The 15,100-nt window shown below is 69.2% G+C and carries 16 protein-coding genes; 7 read left to right on the top strand and 9 right to left on the bottom strand.

All coding sequences use genetic code 11. The features are described from left to right. Positions 1 to 29 precede the first annotated feature (29 nt). The 4 genes from flgA (at position 30) to IE075_RS14505 (ending at position 2,794) form a co-directional block, all read left to right on the top strand. Positions 30 to 668 carry a flagellar basal body P-ring formation chaperone FlgA gene (flgA, locus tag IE075_RS14520; protein WP_229792554.1) on the top strand — a complete coding sequence of 213 codons (639 nt, stop codon included), beginning with the start codon at positions 30 to 32 and terminating at the stop codon, positions 666 to 668. Between the two features lie 248 nt (positions 669 to 916). Beyond that, positions 917 to 1,228 carry a flagellar biosynthesis anti-sigma factor FlgM gene (flgM, locus tag IE075_RS14515; protein ID WP_229792553.1) on the top strand — a complete coding sequence of 104 codons (312 nt, stop codon included), beginning with the start codon at positions 917 to 919 and terminating at the stop codon, positions 1,226 to 1,228. Positions 1,229 to 1,238: 10 nt separating this feature from the next. Beyond that, complete coding sequence (locus IE075_RS14510) at positions 1,239 to 1,568, top strand: flagellar protein FlgN (protein ID WP_189457815.1); 330 nt, start codon at positions 1,239 to 1,241, stop codon at positions 1,566 to 1,568. Further along, complete coding sequence (locus IE075_RS14505; protein ID WP_189457814.1) at positions 1,565 to 2,794, top strand: ATP-binding protein; 1,230 nt, start codon at positions 1,565 to 1,567, stop codon at positions 2,792 to 2,794. The genes IE075_RS14510 and IE075_RS14505 overlap by 4 nt, the downstream gene beginning before the upstream one ends. Positions 2,795 to 2,863: 69 nt before the next feature. Here the strand turns inward: IE075_RS14505 and IE075_RS14500 are convergent, their stop codons facing one another. Then, positions 2,864 to 4,603 carry an EAL domain-containing protein gene (locus IE075_RS14500; protein WP_189457813.1) on the bottom strand — a complete coding sequence of 580 codons (1,740 nt, stop codon included), beginning with the start codon at positions 4,601 to 4,603 and terminating at the stop codon, positions 2,864 to 2,866. Between the two features lie 215 nt (positions 4,604 to 4,818). Continuing rightward, the gene (locus IE075_RS14495; RefSeq protein ID WP_229792558.1) at positions 4,819 to 6,189 is read right to left on the bottom strand and encodes a M28 family peptidase; all 1,371 of its coding nucleotides are present in this window, start codon (positions 6,187 to 6,189) and stop codon (positions 4,819 to 4,821) included. Positions 6,190 to 6,424: 235 nt separating this feature from the next. On the opposite strand from IE075_RS14495, the gene IE075_RS14490 reads away from it, so the two are divergent. Continuing rightward, the gene (locus IE075_RS14490) at positions 6,425 to 6,652 is read left to right on the top strand and encodes a hypervirulence associated TUDOR domain-containing protein (protein ID WP_189457811.1); all 228 of its coding nucleotides are present in this window, start codon (positions 6,425 to 6,427) and stop codon (positions 6,650 to 6,652) included. A gap of 21 nt (positions 6,653 to 6,673) precedes the next feature. Here the strand turns inward: IE075_RS14490 and mscL are convergent, their stop codons facing one another. From mscL to IE075_RS14475, 3 genes are read right to left on the bottom strand one after another with little or no spacing between them, the layout of a single operon-like run. Further along, the gene (gene mscL, locus IE075_RS14485) at positions 6,674 to 7,102 is read right to left on the bottom strand and encodes a large-conductance mechanosensitive channel protein MscL (RefSeq protein ID WP_189457810.1); all 429 of its coding nucleotides are present in this window, start codon (positions 7,100 to 7,102) and stop codon (positions 6,674 to 6,676) included. 19 nt (positions 7,103 to 7,121) lie between these two features. Then, positions 7,122 to 7,859 (bottom strand): fumarylacetoacetate hydrolase family protein, encoded by a 738-nt coding sequence (locus IE075_RS14480; RefSeq protein ID WP_425489386.1) that lies wholly within the window; start codon positions 7,857 to 7,859, stop codon positions 7,122 to 7,124. 13 nt (positions 7,860 to 7,872) lie between these two features. After that, on the bottom strand, positions 7,873 to 8,196 hold the full coding sequence (locus IE075_RS14475; RefSeq protein ID WP_229792552.1) for a hypothetical protein: 324 nt from the start codon (positions 8,194 to 8,196) through the stop codon (positions 7,873 to 7,875). 132 nt (positions 8,197 to 8,328) lie between these two features. Between IE075_RS14475 and IE075_RS14470 the strand changes: the two genes are divergently transcribed. Next, positions 8,329 to 8,661, top strand: a complete 333-nt coding sequence (locus IE075_RS14470; RefSeq protein WP_189457840.1) for a Rieske (2Fe-2S) protein — start codon at positions 8,329 to 8,331, stop codon at positions 8,659 to 8,661. Positions 8,662 to 8,708: 47 nt separating this feature from the next. Here the strand turns inward: IE075_RS14470 and IE075_RS14465 are convergent, their stop codons facing one another. The 4 genes from IE075_RS14465 to thiS form a co-directional block, all read right to left on the bottom strand. After that, positions 8,709 to 10,550: an SLC13 family permease gene (locus tag IE075_RS14465; RefSeq protein ID WP_189457808.1), complete on the bottom strand. Its 1,842-nt coding sequence runs from the start codon at positions 10,548 to 10,550 to the stop codon at positions 8,709 to 8,711. A gap of 206 nt (positions 10,551 to 10,756) precedes the next feature. After that, entirely contained in the window at positions 10,757 to 11,506 is a 750-nt protein-coding gene (gene trmB, locus IE075_RS14460; RefSeq protein WP_189457807.1) for a tRNA (guanosine(46)-N7)-methyltransferase TrmB, read from the bottom strand. 65 nt (positions 11,507 to 11,571) lie between these two features. After that, positions 11,572 to 12,366 carry a thiazole synthase gene (locus IE075_RS14455; RefSeq protein WP_189457806.1) on the bottom strand — a complete coding sequence of 265 codons (795 nt, stop codon included), beginning with the start codon at positions 12,364 to 12,366 and terminating at the stop codon, positions 11,572 to 11,574. A gap of 463 nt (positions 12,367 to 12,829) precedes the next feature. After that, positions 12,830 to 13,030 (bottom strand): sulfur carrier protein ThiS, encoded by a 201-nt coding sequence (gene thiS, locus IE075_RS14450; RefSeq protein ID WP_189457805.1) that lies wholly within the window; start codon positions 13,028 to 13,030, stop codon positions 12,830 to 12,832. Positions 13,031 to 13,199: 169 nt separating this feature from the next. Between thiS and IE075_RS14445 the strand changes: the two genes are divergently transcribed. Continuing rightward, positions 13,200 to 15,056: an autotransporter domain-containing protein gene (locus IE075_RS14445; RefSeq protein WP_189457839.1), complete on the top strand. Its 1,857-nt coding sequence runs from the start codon at positions 13,200 to 13,202 to the stop codon at positions 15,054 to 15,056. The last annotated feature ends 44 nt before the right edge of the window (positions 15,057 to 15,100 follow it).

Here is a 15,100-nt window from a genome sequence, read left to right as displayed (position 1 = left end):
CGCGCATCCACCCCTGGCCGATCCGAAGCATGACCGCGGCGCTCGTGCTGTTTGCGACATACGCGGCAGCCCGCACGCCGCATTCGGTCGACGACATCCGCGCGGCCGCGATCGCCGCGCTCGGCGCCGATCCTGCGGCGGCGACCGCCTCTGTTGCCGCGACCCTGCGCTTTCCGCAGTGCACGCAGCCGTTGGAGGCCGTCGCGACCGGTGCTCAGACCGCGCAGGTGCGCTGCGCCGACGCGCCCGGCTGGAAGCTCTATGTGCCGGTGCGCGTGCGGCGCGAAGCGGACGTCGTCGTGTTGCGCGGGCCGGTGCGGGCAGGGCAGCCGATCAGTGCGGATCAGCTTGTCGTGCAGCGGCGTGATCTCGGTGCCGGCACGGCACCGGCGTTCACCGATCCTGCGCAGCTCGTCGGCATGACCCCCTCGAAGGCGATGGCCGCAGGCACCACGCTGACAGCCACCGACGTGATGCAGGGCCCGCCGCTGCGGCGCGGGGACCCGGTCGTGCTGCTGACGCGCGTCGGCGGCGTGGAGGTGCGCATGGCCGGTCGCGCGCTGGGTCCGGCGGGCGCAGGTGGCATCGTGTCGGCCGAGAACGTCGACTCGCGGCGCGTCGTGCGCGGCCGCGTGTCGGCACCGGGCGTCGTCGAGATCATGCGGTAAGCAGACCATGAACGCGCCTCGTACGGTTCAGCTTAGAGCGCACCGGAGGATGTACCGCTCCGGACGTGCGCGGTCACGGTTGGAGCAGGTAAATGCCTGTTTTGACGAAGGTTTACGGCTTCGGGCGGTAGGCGCTCCGCGTCACTTTTGGCCCTCGGCGGGCTTTTCGCCAAGTCCCTCACAGATCCCTAAAGTTCTCTCAGCCCGAGCCGTTACTGGGCATATCCGAGGCTTAGTTGGAGTTTGTGATGACGAAGATCGACGGTGCTGCGGCGCCCATGCGAATGGTGGAAACCGGTTCAGCCGCGGCCGCGCAGAGCGCGCGCGCAGGTGCCACTCGCTCCGCTCCCGTAGCCGCCACACCCGAAGCCGACAGCCTGCGCCTGACCGGCGAGGCCACCGGCCTGCAGACCCTTGCGCGCGATCTGGGCGCTGCACCGGCCGGGATCGACATGGATCGCGTCAACGCGGTCCGCGCCTCGATTGCGGACGGCAGCTATCGCATCGACTCGCAGGCCATTGCCAACCGCATGCTCGACCTCGAGCGCGCGCTCTCCTGAGGAATTCCCCGTGTCCGACGCCTTGACCGAGCTGGAAACCGCGCTGCACGACGAGCGTCGCGCGTTGCTCGAGCACGATGTCGAGGCGTTGCTGCGCTGCACGCAGGCCAAGCTCGTGGCGGTGCGCGTGCTCCAAGGCATGCCCGCGGGCACTGCCGAGCCCGCGCGCGTGAGCCGGCTCAGCGAGCTCAATCAGGCCAACCACGTTCTCCTCGCGCGCCGCCGTCGCGAGGTCAGCTGGGCGCTGCGCCATCTCGGCCGCGTCGAGTCTTCTGCCGTGTACGATGCCTCCGGACAGCCCGGCGCCCGCCCCCAGGCGCGCTGTCTCGGAGTCGGATGAGTCACAGCACCACGTCACCGCAGCACCCCGTCTGGAGCGAAGACCTGCTCTGGGCGCTCTCGGTTTTCGATGCCGCCGTCCTGCTCGTCGACGGCGATCTGCACATCACGCACGCAAACCCGGCCGCGCACGCGCTCGCCGCGAAGGTCGATCCCGACCGGCCGGAGCCGGAGTCGCTGCTCGCACGCCTGCCGCGCGACGCCTGGCAGCCGGGCTCCGGCGTCGGCCGCTGGCGCAGCGACATCGCGATCGGCGACGCCATCGTGTTGCAGGCCTCGGCCTACTGCGGCCTGCGCCACGGCGAAATGCGCCGTTTCATCGTCATCGAGGACGTGTCCGAGCGCATCGCGCGCGAGCGTGAACTCACGAGCCGCCACGACGAGCTCGAGCGCACCTACCGCCGGCTCGCGAGCACGCAGGAGCAACTGCTGCAGACCGAGAAGATGGCCTCGATCGGTCAGCTCGCCGCGGGCGTCGCGCACGAGATCAACAACCCGATCGGCTACGTGCACTCCAACCTCGGCACGCTGCGCGACTACACCGGCGCGCTGATCAGCCTCGTCGAGGCCTACGGGCGCGAGATCGGCGACGAACACCAGGCCGCGCCGCAGCTACAGCAGGTGCGCGAGCGGCTCGACATCGACTTCATCGTCGGCGACCTGCCGCAGCTGCTCGACGAGTCGCGCGAGGGCATCGAGCGCGTGACGAAGATCGTGCAGGACCTCAAGGAGTTCTCGCACGTTGGCCGCGATGAGCCGATGCGCCCGGTCGACCTGCACAAGGGCCTGGATTCCACACTCAACATCGTGTGGAACGACCTCAAGTACAAGGTGCGGCTCGAAAAGCACTACGGCGAGCTGCCGAACGTCGAATGCCATGCCTCGGAGATCAACCAGGTCTTCATGAACCTGCTGATCAACGCCGGCCAGTCGATTGCCGAGCGCGGCACGATCACGGTCGCGACCGGCACCGACGGCGACGAGGCCTGGATCAGCATCGCCGACAGCGGCTGCGGCATTCCCGACGAATCGCTCGCGCGCATCTTCGACCCGTTCTATACGACGAAGCCGATCGGTCGCGGCACCGGACTTGGGCTTGCGATCTGCTACGGCATCATCGCCAAGCACCACGGGCGCATCGAAGTCAGCAGCCGGCTCGGCTTCGGCAGCACGTTCAAGATCGTGTTGCCGGTCAAGCAGCCGCGCCTCGAGAGCGCCGACGCCTAACCGCTGACGCGTAACCGCGCCGAATGCGCAAGGCACGACCGACGCGCCGGCGCCCGGCGGCTCGGCTGATCAGAACGCCGTCTCGCCCTGCGCGCGGCGTTCGTGTGCCCGGAATGCATCGCGGATGTGTTCGCGCAGCTCGTCGTCGTTCCAGGGCTTGGTCAGGAAGCGGTAGATCGCGCCGAGGTTGATCGCCTCGGTGATCGTCGCCAGGTCCGTGTAGCCCGACAGCACCATCCGCACGGTGTCCGGATATAGGTCCCGCACGCGGGTGAGGAACTCCGTGCCGCTCATGTCGGGCATGCGCTGGTCGGACAGGATGACCTGCACGCTGTTGCTCGCGAGCAGGTCGAACGCTTCGGCCACGCTGTTCGCGGTGAGGATCTGGTAGCCGTCGCGGCGGAACAGCCGCACCAATGAGCGCAGCACGTTCTCCTCGTCGTCGAGCAGCAGCAGCGTGCGCTCGGGCTTGGTCGCGGCGAATGCTTTCGGCAAGAGGAAACGGCGGCGGATGAGTTCGCCCAGTTCTTCGGCCGGCAGCGGCGGCGCGAACAGGTAGCCCTGGAAGAAGTCGCAGTGGTTGCGGCGCAGAAAGCCGAGCTCGGCTTCGCTCTCCACGCCCTTGGCCGTCACGCGCATGCCGAGGCGATGTCCCATCGCGATGATGCCGCGCACGATCGCGGCGCTGCGCGGGTCGCTCTCGACGTGGTGGATGAAGCTGCGGTCGATCTTGAGCCGGTCGAGCGGGTACTGCGCGAGCGCGGCGAAGCTGAGCCCGCCCATGCCGAAGTCCTGCACCGTCAGTGTCGTGCCGAGACGGCGCAGCCCCGCCAGCGTGTCGTAGACATCGCGCGCGTCCAGGCCCAGCACGCTTTCGGCAATCTCGAACTCCACCGATTCGCCGGGCAGGTTGAAGCGGTGCAGCAGCTCGCCGATCTGGTCGAGGCAGTCCGGTCGCGTGAGCATCGGGCTCGCGAGGTGCACCGACATGCTGAGGTAGTCGAGGCCCTGCTCGCGCCACTGCGCGAGCTGCCGCATCGCGCCCTCGGCCACCCAATAGCCCACGCGCGCCGACAATCCGACACGTTCGACGAGCTGCAGGAAGCGGTTCGGCCGCAGCAGCCCCTGTTGCTCGGTCTGCCAGCGCAGCACGGTCGAAAAGCCCGCGATGCTGCCATCGTGCGCATTGACGACGGGCTGGTGGAACAACCGGAACTCGCTGTTCGCGATCGCCTCGACGAAGCGCCGCGACAGGTCATCGCTCTGCGCCGGTGCGGTGTGCTCGATCGAAAACAGACCGACGCCGTTCGGGCCGTCGTGCTTCGCGCGGCGGATCGCCTGCTCGGCCGTGGCCAGTAACGAGGCGGCGTCCTGCGCGTGGTCGGGGTGGACGGCGATGCCGATCGACAGCGTGACCGGCAGCGAATAAGGCGGGATCGACAGCGGCGTCTCGAACGCATCGCGCAGGCGCTCGGCGAGCACGCTGCCGTCCGGCTCGTCATGGCGGTAGCCGATGCCGGCCAGGAACTCGTCGCTGCCGAGCCGCCACAGCCAGCTGCCGCTCGGCATCGCCTTGTGCAGCCGCTGCGCGATCGCGGCGAGCGCTTGATCGCCGACGAGTTCGCCCATGTTCTCGTTGATCGAGCGGAACCGGTCCACGTCGATGTGCAACAGCGCGACCCGGCGGCCGGTCGCCGAGGCAGCGGACAGCACCGTGTGAAGGTTCGGCCCGCCCGCGCCGAGCCGGTACAGCGCGGTGACCGGATCGACCGACACACCGCCGGATTCGTCGTATCGCTGTCGGATCATGGCCTCAGCTTAGCCGACGCCAGGGCGCGGTCCTGCACATGCCGATGCAGGGCCGGGGAGGGTCGATGCGCTGGCGCGAGCGTTGAGCGCGACCGCGCGACCGCGCGAGCGCGCAGCGCTTGCATCGGCCATGCGGCCCGCATCGAAGCGCGTCGCAATGCTGCACGGTGCAGTGCGACACGCCTGAGGGCGCTCATCGATGCCCCTCGTCGAACCTACTTCGCGGGTGCCGCTGCCGTCGGCGCGCTGCCGAAGTCACCTTCGGCCGCTGCGGCGAGGTAGGCGAACACCGCGTACGCCGCGACGTTCTGCGCGACCGCCTGCGGATCGATCTTGTCGAAGGTGTCGTCCGGCGTGTGGTGCAGGTCGAAGTAGTCGGTGCCGTCCTGACGCAGGTTCGCCCAGGCCATGCCTTTTTCGACGAACGGGCCCAGGTCCGGGCCAGGCCCGCCCTTGCCGGGCGTGTGCTCGATGCCGAGCGGCGCGAGCGCCTGCGCGATCTGAGCTTCGGCGGCCTTCGCATGCTCCGGCGCGGACGTCGCGAACGCGTAGATGCGGCCCGCGCCGAAGTCGCTTTCCGCCGCGATCTGATGGCGGGTGAGGTCGCCCGCGTGCTTCTCGGCGTACGCCTTGCCGCCGTGCAGGCCCTGCTCCTCGTTCGCGTACGCGATGACGCGCACGGTGCGCGCCGGCGGCTTCGGCAGCTGGCCGATCAACGCGCCGGCGGCCATCGTGATGCCGATGCCCGCGCCGTCATCGACCGCGCCGGTGCCGAGGTCCCACGAGTCCAGGTGCCCGCCGATGACGACGACCTCCTTCGGCTTGCTGCGCCCGGTGATCTCGCCGATCACGTTGTGCGAGGTCGCCGTGCCGTTCCAGCCCGCGTCGATCGACAGGCGCACGCGCTGGGGCCGAAGCGCGAGCAGGCGCGTGAGCTGTTGCGCATCGGGCACCGAGAGCGCGGCCGACGGAATCGGCATCAGGCCTTCGTCGAAGCGGGTGATGCCGGTATGCGGATTGCGGTGCGAGTCGGTGCCGGCCGAGCGCATCAGAAAGCCGATCGCGCCCTTGCCGATCGCGGTCGACGGCCCGCGGCTGCGCACCCGCGAGCCCGGGCCGTAGCCGCTGCCGTCGCGTGCGCGCTTCATTTCGTAATCGACGAACGCGATCTTGCCGGCAAGCGAGCTCGCGGGCGCCGCCTCCAGCGCAGCGAGATCGGCAAAGCGCACGACCTCGGCTTCGACCGTGCCGCCCGGGCTGCCGCCGAGCGCGCTCACCGTGAGCGGCTGCGCGTTCGCGCCGAGCACCTGCGCGCTTTCGCTGCGGCGCTCCCACTTCGGGAACGTGACCGGCTCCAGCCACACCTTGTCGTAGCCGAGTTCGCGGAACTTCGCTTCGGCCCACTTCACCGCGCGTGCGTCGGCTTCACTGCCGGCCAGACGCGGGCCGACCTCGGTCGTCAACGATTCGGTGATGCGGTATCCGAGCTCGCTTTCCAGCGCCTTCTCGCGCAACTGCGCGGCCGTCTGCAGCGCAGCGTCGGGAATGCGCGTCTCGCGCGGCGCCGCCTGCACGGTGCCCATCATCAGCCCGGCGCACAGGCCCGCCGTCGCCCACATCGAAGCCCGCATGGCATGTCTCCCTCGAATGAAGCCGCCGAGGGTATCAATCATGGGCTGCCGGCAGCACGACGCTGCCGCGCGGCCTTGTGTGCGCGATCTGGCTGGATCGCGCTGAACGGGGCTCGACAATGCGTGAACCTGCACCGGGCACCATGACGTCGCTGCATCCCGCAGCGTTGCATCGCGCACGAGGCCGGCCATGTCGAACGACACACCGAAATTCCAGAAGGGCGACGCCGTGGAATGGAACACGTCGCAGGGCACCACGCACGGCACCATCGTCGGCACGGTGACCGCAAGCGCGCAGGCAGGCGGCCACACCGCGCATGCAACGAAGGACGAGCCGCAGTACCGCGTGCGCAGCGACAAGACCGGCAGCACGGCGATCCACAAGCCCGGCGCGCTGCGGCCGTACAAGGCCGATTGACGCCCGAGCTCCAGCCCGGCGTCAGCCTGCGCGCGGCTGCTTGAGCAGGTCGCGGATCTCGCGCAGCAGCTTCACGTCCTCGGGCGTTTCGATCGGCTTCTTCTCGGCCTTCTCGTCTTCGTGGCTGCGCACGCGGTTGTAGACGCGCAGCACCAGGAAGATCACGAACGAGATGAGCAGGAAGTCGATCACGGTCTGCAGAACGTGGCCGTAGAGGATCGCGACTTCGGCGAGTTCCTCGCCCGTCGGCGACACACGCGCCGGTTTCACCACGTACTTCCAGTCGTCGACGCTGACGCCGCCGGTGATCGTCGCGATCGTCGGCATGATGACGCCGTCGACCAGCGCGGTGACGATCTTGTTGAACGCTGCGCCGATGACGACCGCGATGGCGAGGTCGACCACGTTGCCGCGTGCGATGAATTTACGGAATTCGCTGATCAGGCGCATGCCACCGGTCCTAGAGGAGTCAGGCCGGCGGCATCGCTCCCGTGACCCGGCCCGTGAGCGACACGATGTCGTCGAGGCGCGCCTCGAATCGATCACCCGGGACGAGCGGCCCTACACCGGCCGGCGTGCCCATGAATATCAGATCGCCCGCGCGCAACGCGTAGAGGCGCGAGAGTTCGTGCAGGATCTCGGGCACGGACCACACGAGGTCATGCAGCGCACCGTGCTGGCGCCGCGTGCCGTTGACATCCAGCGTGATCGAACGCGAGGCGAGTGAGCCGACTTCGCGCGCAGGCACGATTTCGCTGACCGGCGCGGACGCATCGAACGCCTTTGCGATGTCCCAAGGAAGGCCCTTGGCCTTCATCGCGGCCTGCAGATCGCGACGCGTGAGATCGAGCCCAATCGCATAGCCGAACACGAGGGCATCGGCCTCCGACGGATCAAGCACGCCCTCGGGTGCATCGGCGCCGAGCGCGACGACGAGTTCGACCTCGTGGTGAAGCTCGCGCGTGGCGCGCGGGTACGGCACGACGCCGTCAAGCACGATCGCGTCGGCCGGCTTCGTGAAGAACACGGGTTGCCCGCGCTCGGCGGGCGAGGCCGCAACCTGCGCGCCCATTTCGCGTGCATGGTCGGCGAAGTTGCGTCCCACGCAGTGGATGCGGCGCACGGGAAAGCGGCCGCTGGAGAGCGTGCCGCTGCCGCGAACGGGAATGCGCACTGGCGCCGGCACCGGGATCACGTCGGCCACGATCGTGACCGCCCGATCAATGCGAAGGCAGCACGGGCCGCGCGACGACGCGGTACTCGCCGTCGACGACGCGGGTGGCCGTGACGCGTTCGCGACGCGGGCTGCCGCGCAGCATCCGGTAACCCAGGCCGCACATGAGCATCAATGCACCGAGTGCGATGCCGACGACCGCAAGCACGGCCAGCAGCAGCACACCGACCACACCGAGCAGCACGCGCAGTGCGCGGTGCCGCGGCTTGCGCGGCTCGAGCAGCGTGCGCAGCGCGGACAGCACGTGGCGGGGATCGGGACGACGCGAGCCGAAGCGGCTCGACAGGAAGAGTCGGGCGTACGCGAACATCGGAGGGCACATGACACAATCGGCGCGGAGCCGGGACCGGCGAGTATCGATGCGACGCGGAGCAGGCGTGTGAGGGGTTCGTTAAACGGAGACGATGGTCACAACGAGCGCGGCAACGCGCAGCGCGAGTGGCTGATCGAGTTCGACCGCATCGCGGACGGCGGCTTCGCCGAGGTCGAGGCGAGCATCGACGACGAGCCCGAGTCGCTGGTGCTGTTTCGCGAAGGCGACGCGGTGCGCGCCTGGCTCAACGTCTGCCCGCATGCCGGCCGGCGTCTCGACTGGTCGCCGGGCCAGTTCCTCAAGAGCAAGGACGGCCTGCTGGTGTGCGCCGCGCACGGTGCGGGCTTCGAACTGCTGCGTGGCGAATGCGTGTCCGGCCCGTGCCGCGGCCAGACGCTGCGCGCGGTTGAGGTGGACGTGCACGACGGCCGGGTGTTCCTGCGGGCGAACGCCGCGCAATAGCGAATCGTCACCGGGCCGCAAGCCGGGCAGGGTGCGCGTCCGCGCCGTCAGAACAGCAGGTTGACCATCGCCACGATCAGCACCGTGTACAGCAACGACAGCGGCGCACCGATGCGCCACAGCTCGCGGGTCGTGTAGCCGGCCGGGCCGGTGATCATCGAGATCACCGGGTTCGACGCCGTCATGAAATTGTTCGATGCCGACAGCGCCACGATGAGCGCGAACGCGGTCGGGTTGCCGCCCGCGGCGAGCGCGAGGTTGATCGCGAGCGGCACGACGACGATCGTCGCGCCGACATGGCTGATCACCAGCGAGAACATCGTCGTCATGAGCCCGATCGACAGCTCGAGCAGCCACGTCGGCGTGTCGCCCGGCAATTGCTCGACCGTGTGCGCTGCGATCCACGCCGCGGCGCCGCTGGAATCCATCGCCCAGCCGAGCGGGATCAGGCTCGCCATGAGGAACACGGTCTTCCAGTTGATCGCGTCGTAGGCCTCGTCGATGTTGATGACGCCCGCGACGAGCATGCCGGCCACGCCCGTCATCAGCGCGATCGACACCGGCAGCCGTGACGAGAGTGCGAGCAGCATCGTGACCGCGAAGATCGCGAGCGCGATGCGCAGCTTGTGCGGCCGCTGCTCGCCCTTGGGGAAGTCGGTGACGACGACGAGGTCCTTCGTCTCCGCCGCCTCGGCGAGGTCGGTCCAGATGCTGTGCAGCACGAGCATGTCGCCCGCGCGCAGCGCCATGTCGCGCACGTTCTCGCGGCGCACGGTCTTGTCCCGGTTCACCGCGAGCAGGCTCAGCCCGAACTGCTTGCGCAGCTGCAGGTCGCTCGCGGTCTTGCCGATGAACTTCGACGTGGACGGCACGACGGCTTCGGAAATGCCCGCGCGGCTCGGGTTGAACAGGTCAGCGAAGTTGCGCAGCCGCGTGGCGAGCCTCAGCAGCTGGTTCTGCGCGAAATCCACGACCTGCTGCCGCGGGCCCATCGCGCCGATCACGGTGCCCACCCAGATGCGCGCGTCCGCGGACGGCGACAGCTTCGCCTCCTCGGTGCCGGTCTTGAGCGCGAGCAACAGCGGCGCGCCGCGCAGCGCCTCGGCTTCGCCGAGCGACATGCCCACGAGCGGGCTGTCGGCCGTGACGGTGAGCTCGTACACGTCGCCGTCGATGCCGTACGTCTTCGCGAAGTAACTTTGCGTGCGGCCGGGCGTCACCGACTCGCCGCCCTCGTCGCGCAGCTGCTTGTCGCCGAAGAAATGGAAATACAGCAACGAGGCCGCGAGCAGCGTCAGGCCGATCGGCAGCGGCGCGAACATCTTCAGCGGCTCGAGCGTGGCCGCGCCCGAGGGGAGGTTGCTGTTCGCGGCGAGCAGCAGGTCGTTGAGCAGGATCAGCGGCGAATTGCCGACCATCGTCAGTGCGCCGCCCATGACGATCGCCGCCGCGAGCGGCAGCAGCAGCCGCGGCAGCGACAGGCCCGTGCGCGACGACAGACGCGCGGCGACGGGCATGTACAGCGCCATCACCGACGGGTTTTGCATGAACGAGGAGTTGAGGCCCGCGACCGCGCTCGTGAGCAGCAGCAGGCGGCTTTCCGTGCCTTTCGCACGTCGCAGCAGCCAACCTGCCAGACGGTTGAGTGCGCCGGTTCGGTCGAGCCCGGCGCCGAGGATCATCGTCGCGATGATCGCAATGACGGCGTTACCCGAGAACCCGTTGAACAGCTCGTCAGGCTCGACGAGCCCGGACAGGCCCAGCAGCACGAGCACGACGAGCGCGACGACGTCGGCGCGGATGCGCTCGAACAGGAACATCACCATCGTGAAGCCCACCAGCCCGAGCACGAGCTTCATGTCGGTGGTGAGCGTCAGCGCGGTGTCCATCATGGAGCGCGCGAGTCAGAAGGCGGGTAGCTGAGCCCGTCGGGACCTAATGCAGGCGCGCAGGCGGACGCCGCATGCGTGCAGCCGGCCCGCGCCATGGCTTGGAAGCTGCACTGCATGTGTCTCGTCACTGGCTCCACGTCCCGATCCGAACCGCCCAACCTGATCCGCGCGCCCCGCGGGGAGCGCGAACCACGTGCTTCATGTCAACGCCTGTCGTACAGCAGGTCCCACACGCCGTGGCCCAGCTTCTGGCCGCGCGTTTCAAAATGCGTCTGCGGACGCCATTCGGGTCGCGGCACATGGCCGCGCGGTCCCGTGCGATTGACGAGCCCCGGCGTTGCATCAAGCACGTCCCACATCTGCTCGGCATAGTCCTGCCAGTCAGTCGCCAGGTGCAAGCGACCGCCCGGCGCAAGCTTGCGCACCAGCCGCGCGGCGAATTCGGGCTGCACGAGCCGGCGCTTGTTGTGGCGCTTCTTGTGCCAGGGATCGGGGAAATAGATGCGAACCTCGTCCAGGCTCGCATCCGCCACCTCGTTGTCCAGCACTTCGACGGCGTCGTGGTGGTACAGCCGCACGTGGTCGCTGTCGTCTTCGGCGAGGGCATTGAGCAGCCGGCCGACGCCGGGCGCATGCACTTCGACGCCGATGTAGTTGCGTGCGGGATCCTGGCGGGCGGCAAAGCGCAGCGCCTCGCCGTTGCCGAAGCCGATCTCGAGCACGCGCCGCGCGGCGCGGCCGAACGCCGCATCGAAGTCGCGCGGCGCGCCCCCGCGTTCGTTCGGCTCGTAATCCAGGCCGAAGCGCGGCCACAGCGCATCGAACGCGCGTTGCTGCGCGGGCGTGAACCGGCCCTGGCGCAGCACGAAGCTGCGCACCTTGCGGTGCCCGTCCTCGATCGTGAACGGCTTGGGCGGCGACTTCGCGCCCGGACTTGCGAACGGGTCGGTCATCGCGCTGCCGGCGTCGATCCACGGCGGCGGGCGCCTTGGTGGCAAAGGAAGCAGGGCATCGTCGCTCAGCCGACGAGGCCGTCGATCGGCGACGACGCACTCGCAAAGCGCTTGCGCGGAATGCGCCCGGCCTTGAATGCCGCGCGCCCGGCTTCGACCGCGAGTTTCATCGCGTGTGCCATGAGCACCGGGTCCTTCGCGCCGGCGATCGCCGTGTTCATCAGCACGCCGTCGCAGCCGAGCTCCATCGCGATCGACGCGTCCGACGCGGTGCCCACGCCGGCATCGACAATGATCGGCACGTTGGCGCTCTCGATGATCTCGATGAGGTTGTACTTGTTCTGGATGCCGAGCCCCGAGCCGATCGGCGCGGCGAGCGGCATCACCGCGACGCAGCCGATTTCCTCGAGCCGCTTGGCGAGGATCGGGTCGTCGCTGGTGTAGACCATGACGTCGAAGCCGTCCTTGACCAGCGTTTCAGCCGCGGCGAGCGTCTGCACGACGTCGGGATAGAGCGTGCGCTGGTCGCCGAGCACTTCGAGCTTCACGAGCTTGTGCCCATCGAGCAGTTCGCGCGCGAGGCGGCAGGTGCGCACCGCGTCGTCGGCGGTGTAGCAGCCGGCGGTGTTCGGCAGGATCGTGTAGCGCTCGGGCGGCAGCACGTCGAGCAGGTTCGGCTCGCCGGGGTTCTGGCCGATGTTCGTGCGGCGGATCGCGACGGTGACGATCCGCGCGCCGGCGGCCTCGGTGGCGAGGCGCGTCTGTTCGAGGTCGGTGAACTTGCCGGTGCCGGTCAGCAGGCGCGACGCGTATGGCGTGCCGGCAATGACGAGAGGGTCGAGATGGGCGGGTGCGGTCATCCGTGGATTATCGCACCGGTGTCGGCGGGCCGGGCCTGCGGGTTCGTGAATCCGCGGCTCGGTGTCGCGTCCCCGACCTCGGGTGCGCCGCGCGACGCGCCGCAGGTCCTGCGCCTGGTCGGCGAGGCAGCGGACGGAGGCTCGATTCGTCGGAAGCCGTGTCAGTCACCGGTGGTGCGGACCCGTGAGGGCGACTGACGCGGATCCCGCGGCCGTCAGCGCCCGCGGCGAATGCCTTTGCATCGGCCGACGAGCTGCGTTGGGCCCATGCGGCTTGGCGCCGCGCGAGCCGTTGGAATGTCCACACAGGGACGCTGCGCGAGCGGCCGCGCTCATCGTGCGTTGCCCAGCACCCGTTGGATTACAAGGTCGCCGCGAAAGCGCGCACGCTCATTCCGCGCGGCGCCGCGCTGTGGACGTTCGGCGCGCGGCCGCCAACCGGAGGATCGCTCACGCCGTCGCGTCAGCCACCGCCCAGCGCATGCACGATCTCGACACGATCGCCCGTCGCGAGCGCATGCTCGGCGTGGCGGCTGCGCGGCACGATGTCGCCGTTGACTTCGACCGCCACCCGGCGGTCGGCGAGGCCTTCGCGCTGCAGCAGCTGCAGCACGGTGAGGGCGGGGTCGAGCGAGCGAGGCTCGCCGTTGAGCACGATGTCCATTCCCCCATTGTCGCCTCGCCGAGCCTCGCACCCAAGCGTGACGCGCTGCCGCTTGTGCATCTTCACGCCGTCGTGTTTCGATTGCGCGCCATCCGTGGGCGTACGCGCTTGCGGGCCGGATCCGATCGCATCTCGACAAGGACCTTGAATGAAGCTGACCCGCACCGCCCTGGCGGCCGCGCTTGCGCTCGCCGCTGCGCCGACCTTCGCCCAGACGTACTCGCAGACCATTTTCTTCGGCGACAGCCTCACCGATTCGGGTGCGTTCCGTCCGCTCCTCGTCGCGCAGAACCCGGCGGCGGCCGTGCTCGGGCGCTTCACGACGAACCCGGGCCTGGTCTGGGCCGAGTACCTCGCGGATTTCTACGGCACCCGCGCCGATCCTGCGTTGCAGTATCGCTTGACGGGACTTCCGCCTCCGGACGCGCCGATCGGCGTCGTTACGAATCCGGGCGCGACGAACTTCGCGATCGGCGGAGCACGCACGGGCGTTCCGAATCCCACGGCCCTCGGCCCGGCGCTCCCGGTGACTGCACAGGTTGGCCGCTATCTCGCCACGACGGGCGGCAGCGCCGACCCGAATGCGCTCTATACGGTCTGGGGTGGCGCGAATGACCTGTTCTTTGCAGCACAGAACCCGCCTGCCGACGCGCCTGCCACGATTGGAGCCGCGGTGAGGTCCCAGATCTCCGCGATCGGAACGTTGCAGGCCGCCGGCGCACGCTACGTGCTTGTGCCTTCGATCCCGGATCTGGGTCTGACGCCGGAGGCACGCAGGCAGAGTGATGCCGCTCAGGCCGGTCTCACCCAGCTTGCCCGCGGCTACAACACAGCGCTCTACACCGGCCTCGCCACCGCCGGCCTGCGCGTGATCCCGCTCAACATGTTCAGCCTGTTCCAGGAAGTCGTGGCCAACCCGTCGACGTTCGGCTTCACGAACGTCACCGGGACCGCATGCCAGCCGCAGATCACCGCGCAGTCGCTGACCTGCCGCCCGGACACGTACGTCAACCCATCCGCGCCGTTCACCTACGCGTTCGCCGACGGCGTGCATCCGACGCTCGCCGCGCACGAAATCATCGCCGACTACGCAGTGTCGATGCTCGAGGCGCCGCGCCGCGTCGGCGTGCTGACGAACTCCGCCGCCGCCGTTGGGCGCGCGCGCGCCGACCGCGTGGCGACGCGCATGATCGGTGCGCCAGCGGGCGCGGGCGCCGGCTGGTGGGCCGACGTGCGCGCCGACGTGCAGCGCTATGAGCACGGCGACCTCTACGACGGCGCCGGCCCGGCGCTCACCGGCGGCGTCGACTTCACGTCGGGCAACCTCGTGTACGGCGCGTTCGCCGGCTTTGGCCGCAGCGGCATGGACTGGGGCCTGCGCGGCGGCAGCTTCGACCAGAGCGATGCCACGCTCGGCGCGCACGTCGCATGGCGCTCGGGCGGCGGCTGGGTCGATGCGCAGCTGAGCTACAGCCGCCTCGACTTCGACATCGACCGCACCGTCGTGCTCGGTCAGTCGGTGCGTACGCATCGCGCGTCGGCCGACGGCGACAACCTCGCGATGGGCGTGCAGGGCGGCTTCGAGTTCGGCGACGGCGCGCTGCGCCATGGCCCGGTCGTCGCGGCGCTCGCGCAGCGCATCGACATCGACGCGTTTGCCGAGGACCAGCCGACGTTGTCGACGTCGCTGTCGTATCCGGAGCAGAACTTCGACTCGCTGATCGGCAGCGTGGGTTGGCAGATGAGCCTGCGTGCGAGCGAGCATTTCGCTCCCTACGCCCGCGCGACGATCGACCGCGAGTTCGAGGACGCGCCGGCCGAGGCGTTCGCTCAGGCGCAGTCGATTCCGGGTTCGACGCCGTACGCGGTGCCGGGCGTGCAGTTCGACGACAGCTACGGCACGGTGCTGCTCGGCACGCGCATGGAGCTGTTCGGCTTCGATGCGAACGTGGGCGCAAGCCTCACCGTCGGTCAGGACGACGGCAGCAACACGACGGTGTTCGCGACGATCGGCCAGCGCTTCTGACACGGCCGCGGGCGGCGCTCGGTGCGCCGTCCGCCCGCGTTGCC

Origin of the sequence: Cognatilysobacter bugurensis (assembly GCF_014652095.1) — a bacterium.
GTDB classification, from domain to species: Bacteria; Pseudomonadota; Gammaproteobacteria; order Xanthomonadales; family Xanthomonadaceae; genus Cognatilysobacter; species Cognatilysobacter bugurensis.
The sequence above is the reverse complement of the archived record's forward strand: the minus strand, read 5'-3'. Positions and strand labels throughout refer to the sequence as shown.

What these genes read in the sequence shown, in the direction of transcription:
- IE075_RS14455 (WP_189457806.1), bottom strand. Translation starts at nt 12,366, where the DNA reads ATGACCGCACCCGCCCATCTCGACCCTCTCGTCATTGCCGGCACGCCA.
- mscL (WP_189457810.1), bottom strand. Translation starts at nt 7,102, where the DNA reads ATGCGCCTGATCAGCGAATTCCGTAAATTCATCGCACGCGGCAACGTG.
- IE075_RS14500 (WP_189457813.1), bottom strand. Translation starts at nt 4,603, where the DNA reads ATGATCCGACAGCGATACGACGAATCCGGCGGTGTGTCGGTCGATCCG.
- flgM (WP_229792553.1), top strand. Translation starts at nt 917, where the DNA reads ATGACGAAGATCGACGGTGCTGCGGCGCCCATGCGAATGGTGGAAACC.
- IE075_RS14490 (WP_189457811.1), top strand. Translation starts at nt 6,425, where the DNA reads ATGTCGAACGACACACCGAAATTCCAGAAGGGCGACGCCGTGGAATGG.
- IE075_RS14465 (WP_189457808.1), bottom strand. Translation starts at nt 10,550, where the DNA reads ATGGACACCGCGCTGACGCTCACCACCGACATGAAGCTCGTGCTCGGG.
- thiS (WP_189457805.1), bottom strand. Translation starts at nt 13,030, where the DNA reads ATGGACATCGTGCTCAACGGCGAGCCTCGCTCGCTCGACCCCGCCCTC.
- IE075_RS14475 (WP_229792552.1), bottom strand. Translation starts at nt 8,196, where the DNA reads ATGTTCGCGTACGCCCGACTCTTCCTGTCGAGCCGCTTCGGCTCGCGT.
- IE075_RS14505 (WP_189457814.1), top strand. Translation starts at nt 1,565, where the DNA reads ATGAGTCACAGCACCACGTCACCGCAGCACCCCGTCTGGAGCGAAGAC.
- flgA (WP_229792554.1), top strand. Translation starts at nt 30, where the DNA reads ATGACCGCGGCGCTCGTGCTGTTTGCGACATACGCGGCAGCCCGCACG.
- trmB (WP_189457807.1), bottom strand. Translation starts at nt 11,506, where the DNA reads ATGACCGACCCGTTCGCAAGTCCGGGCGCGAAGTCGCCGCCCAAGCCG.
- IE075_RS14495 (WP_229792558.1), bottom strand. Translation starts at nt 6,189, where the DNA reads ATGATGGGCACCGTGCAGGCGGCGCCGCGCGAGACGCGCATTCCCGAC.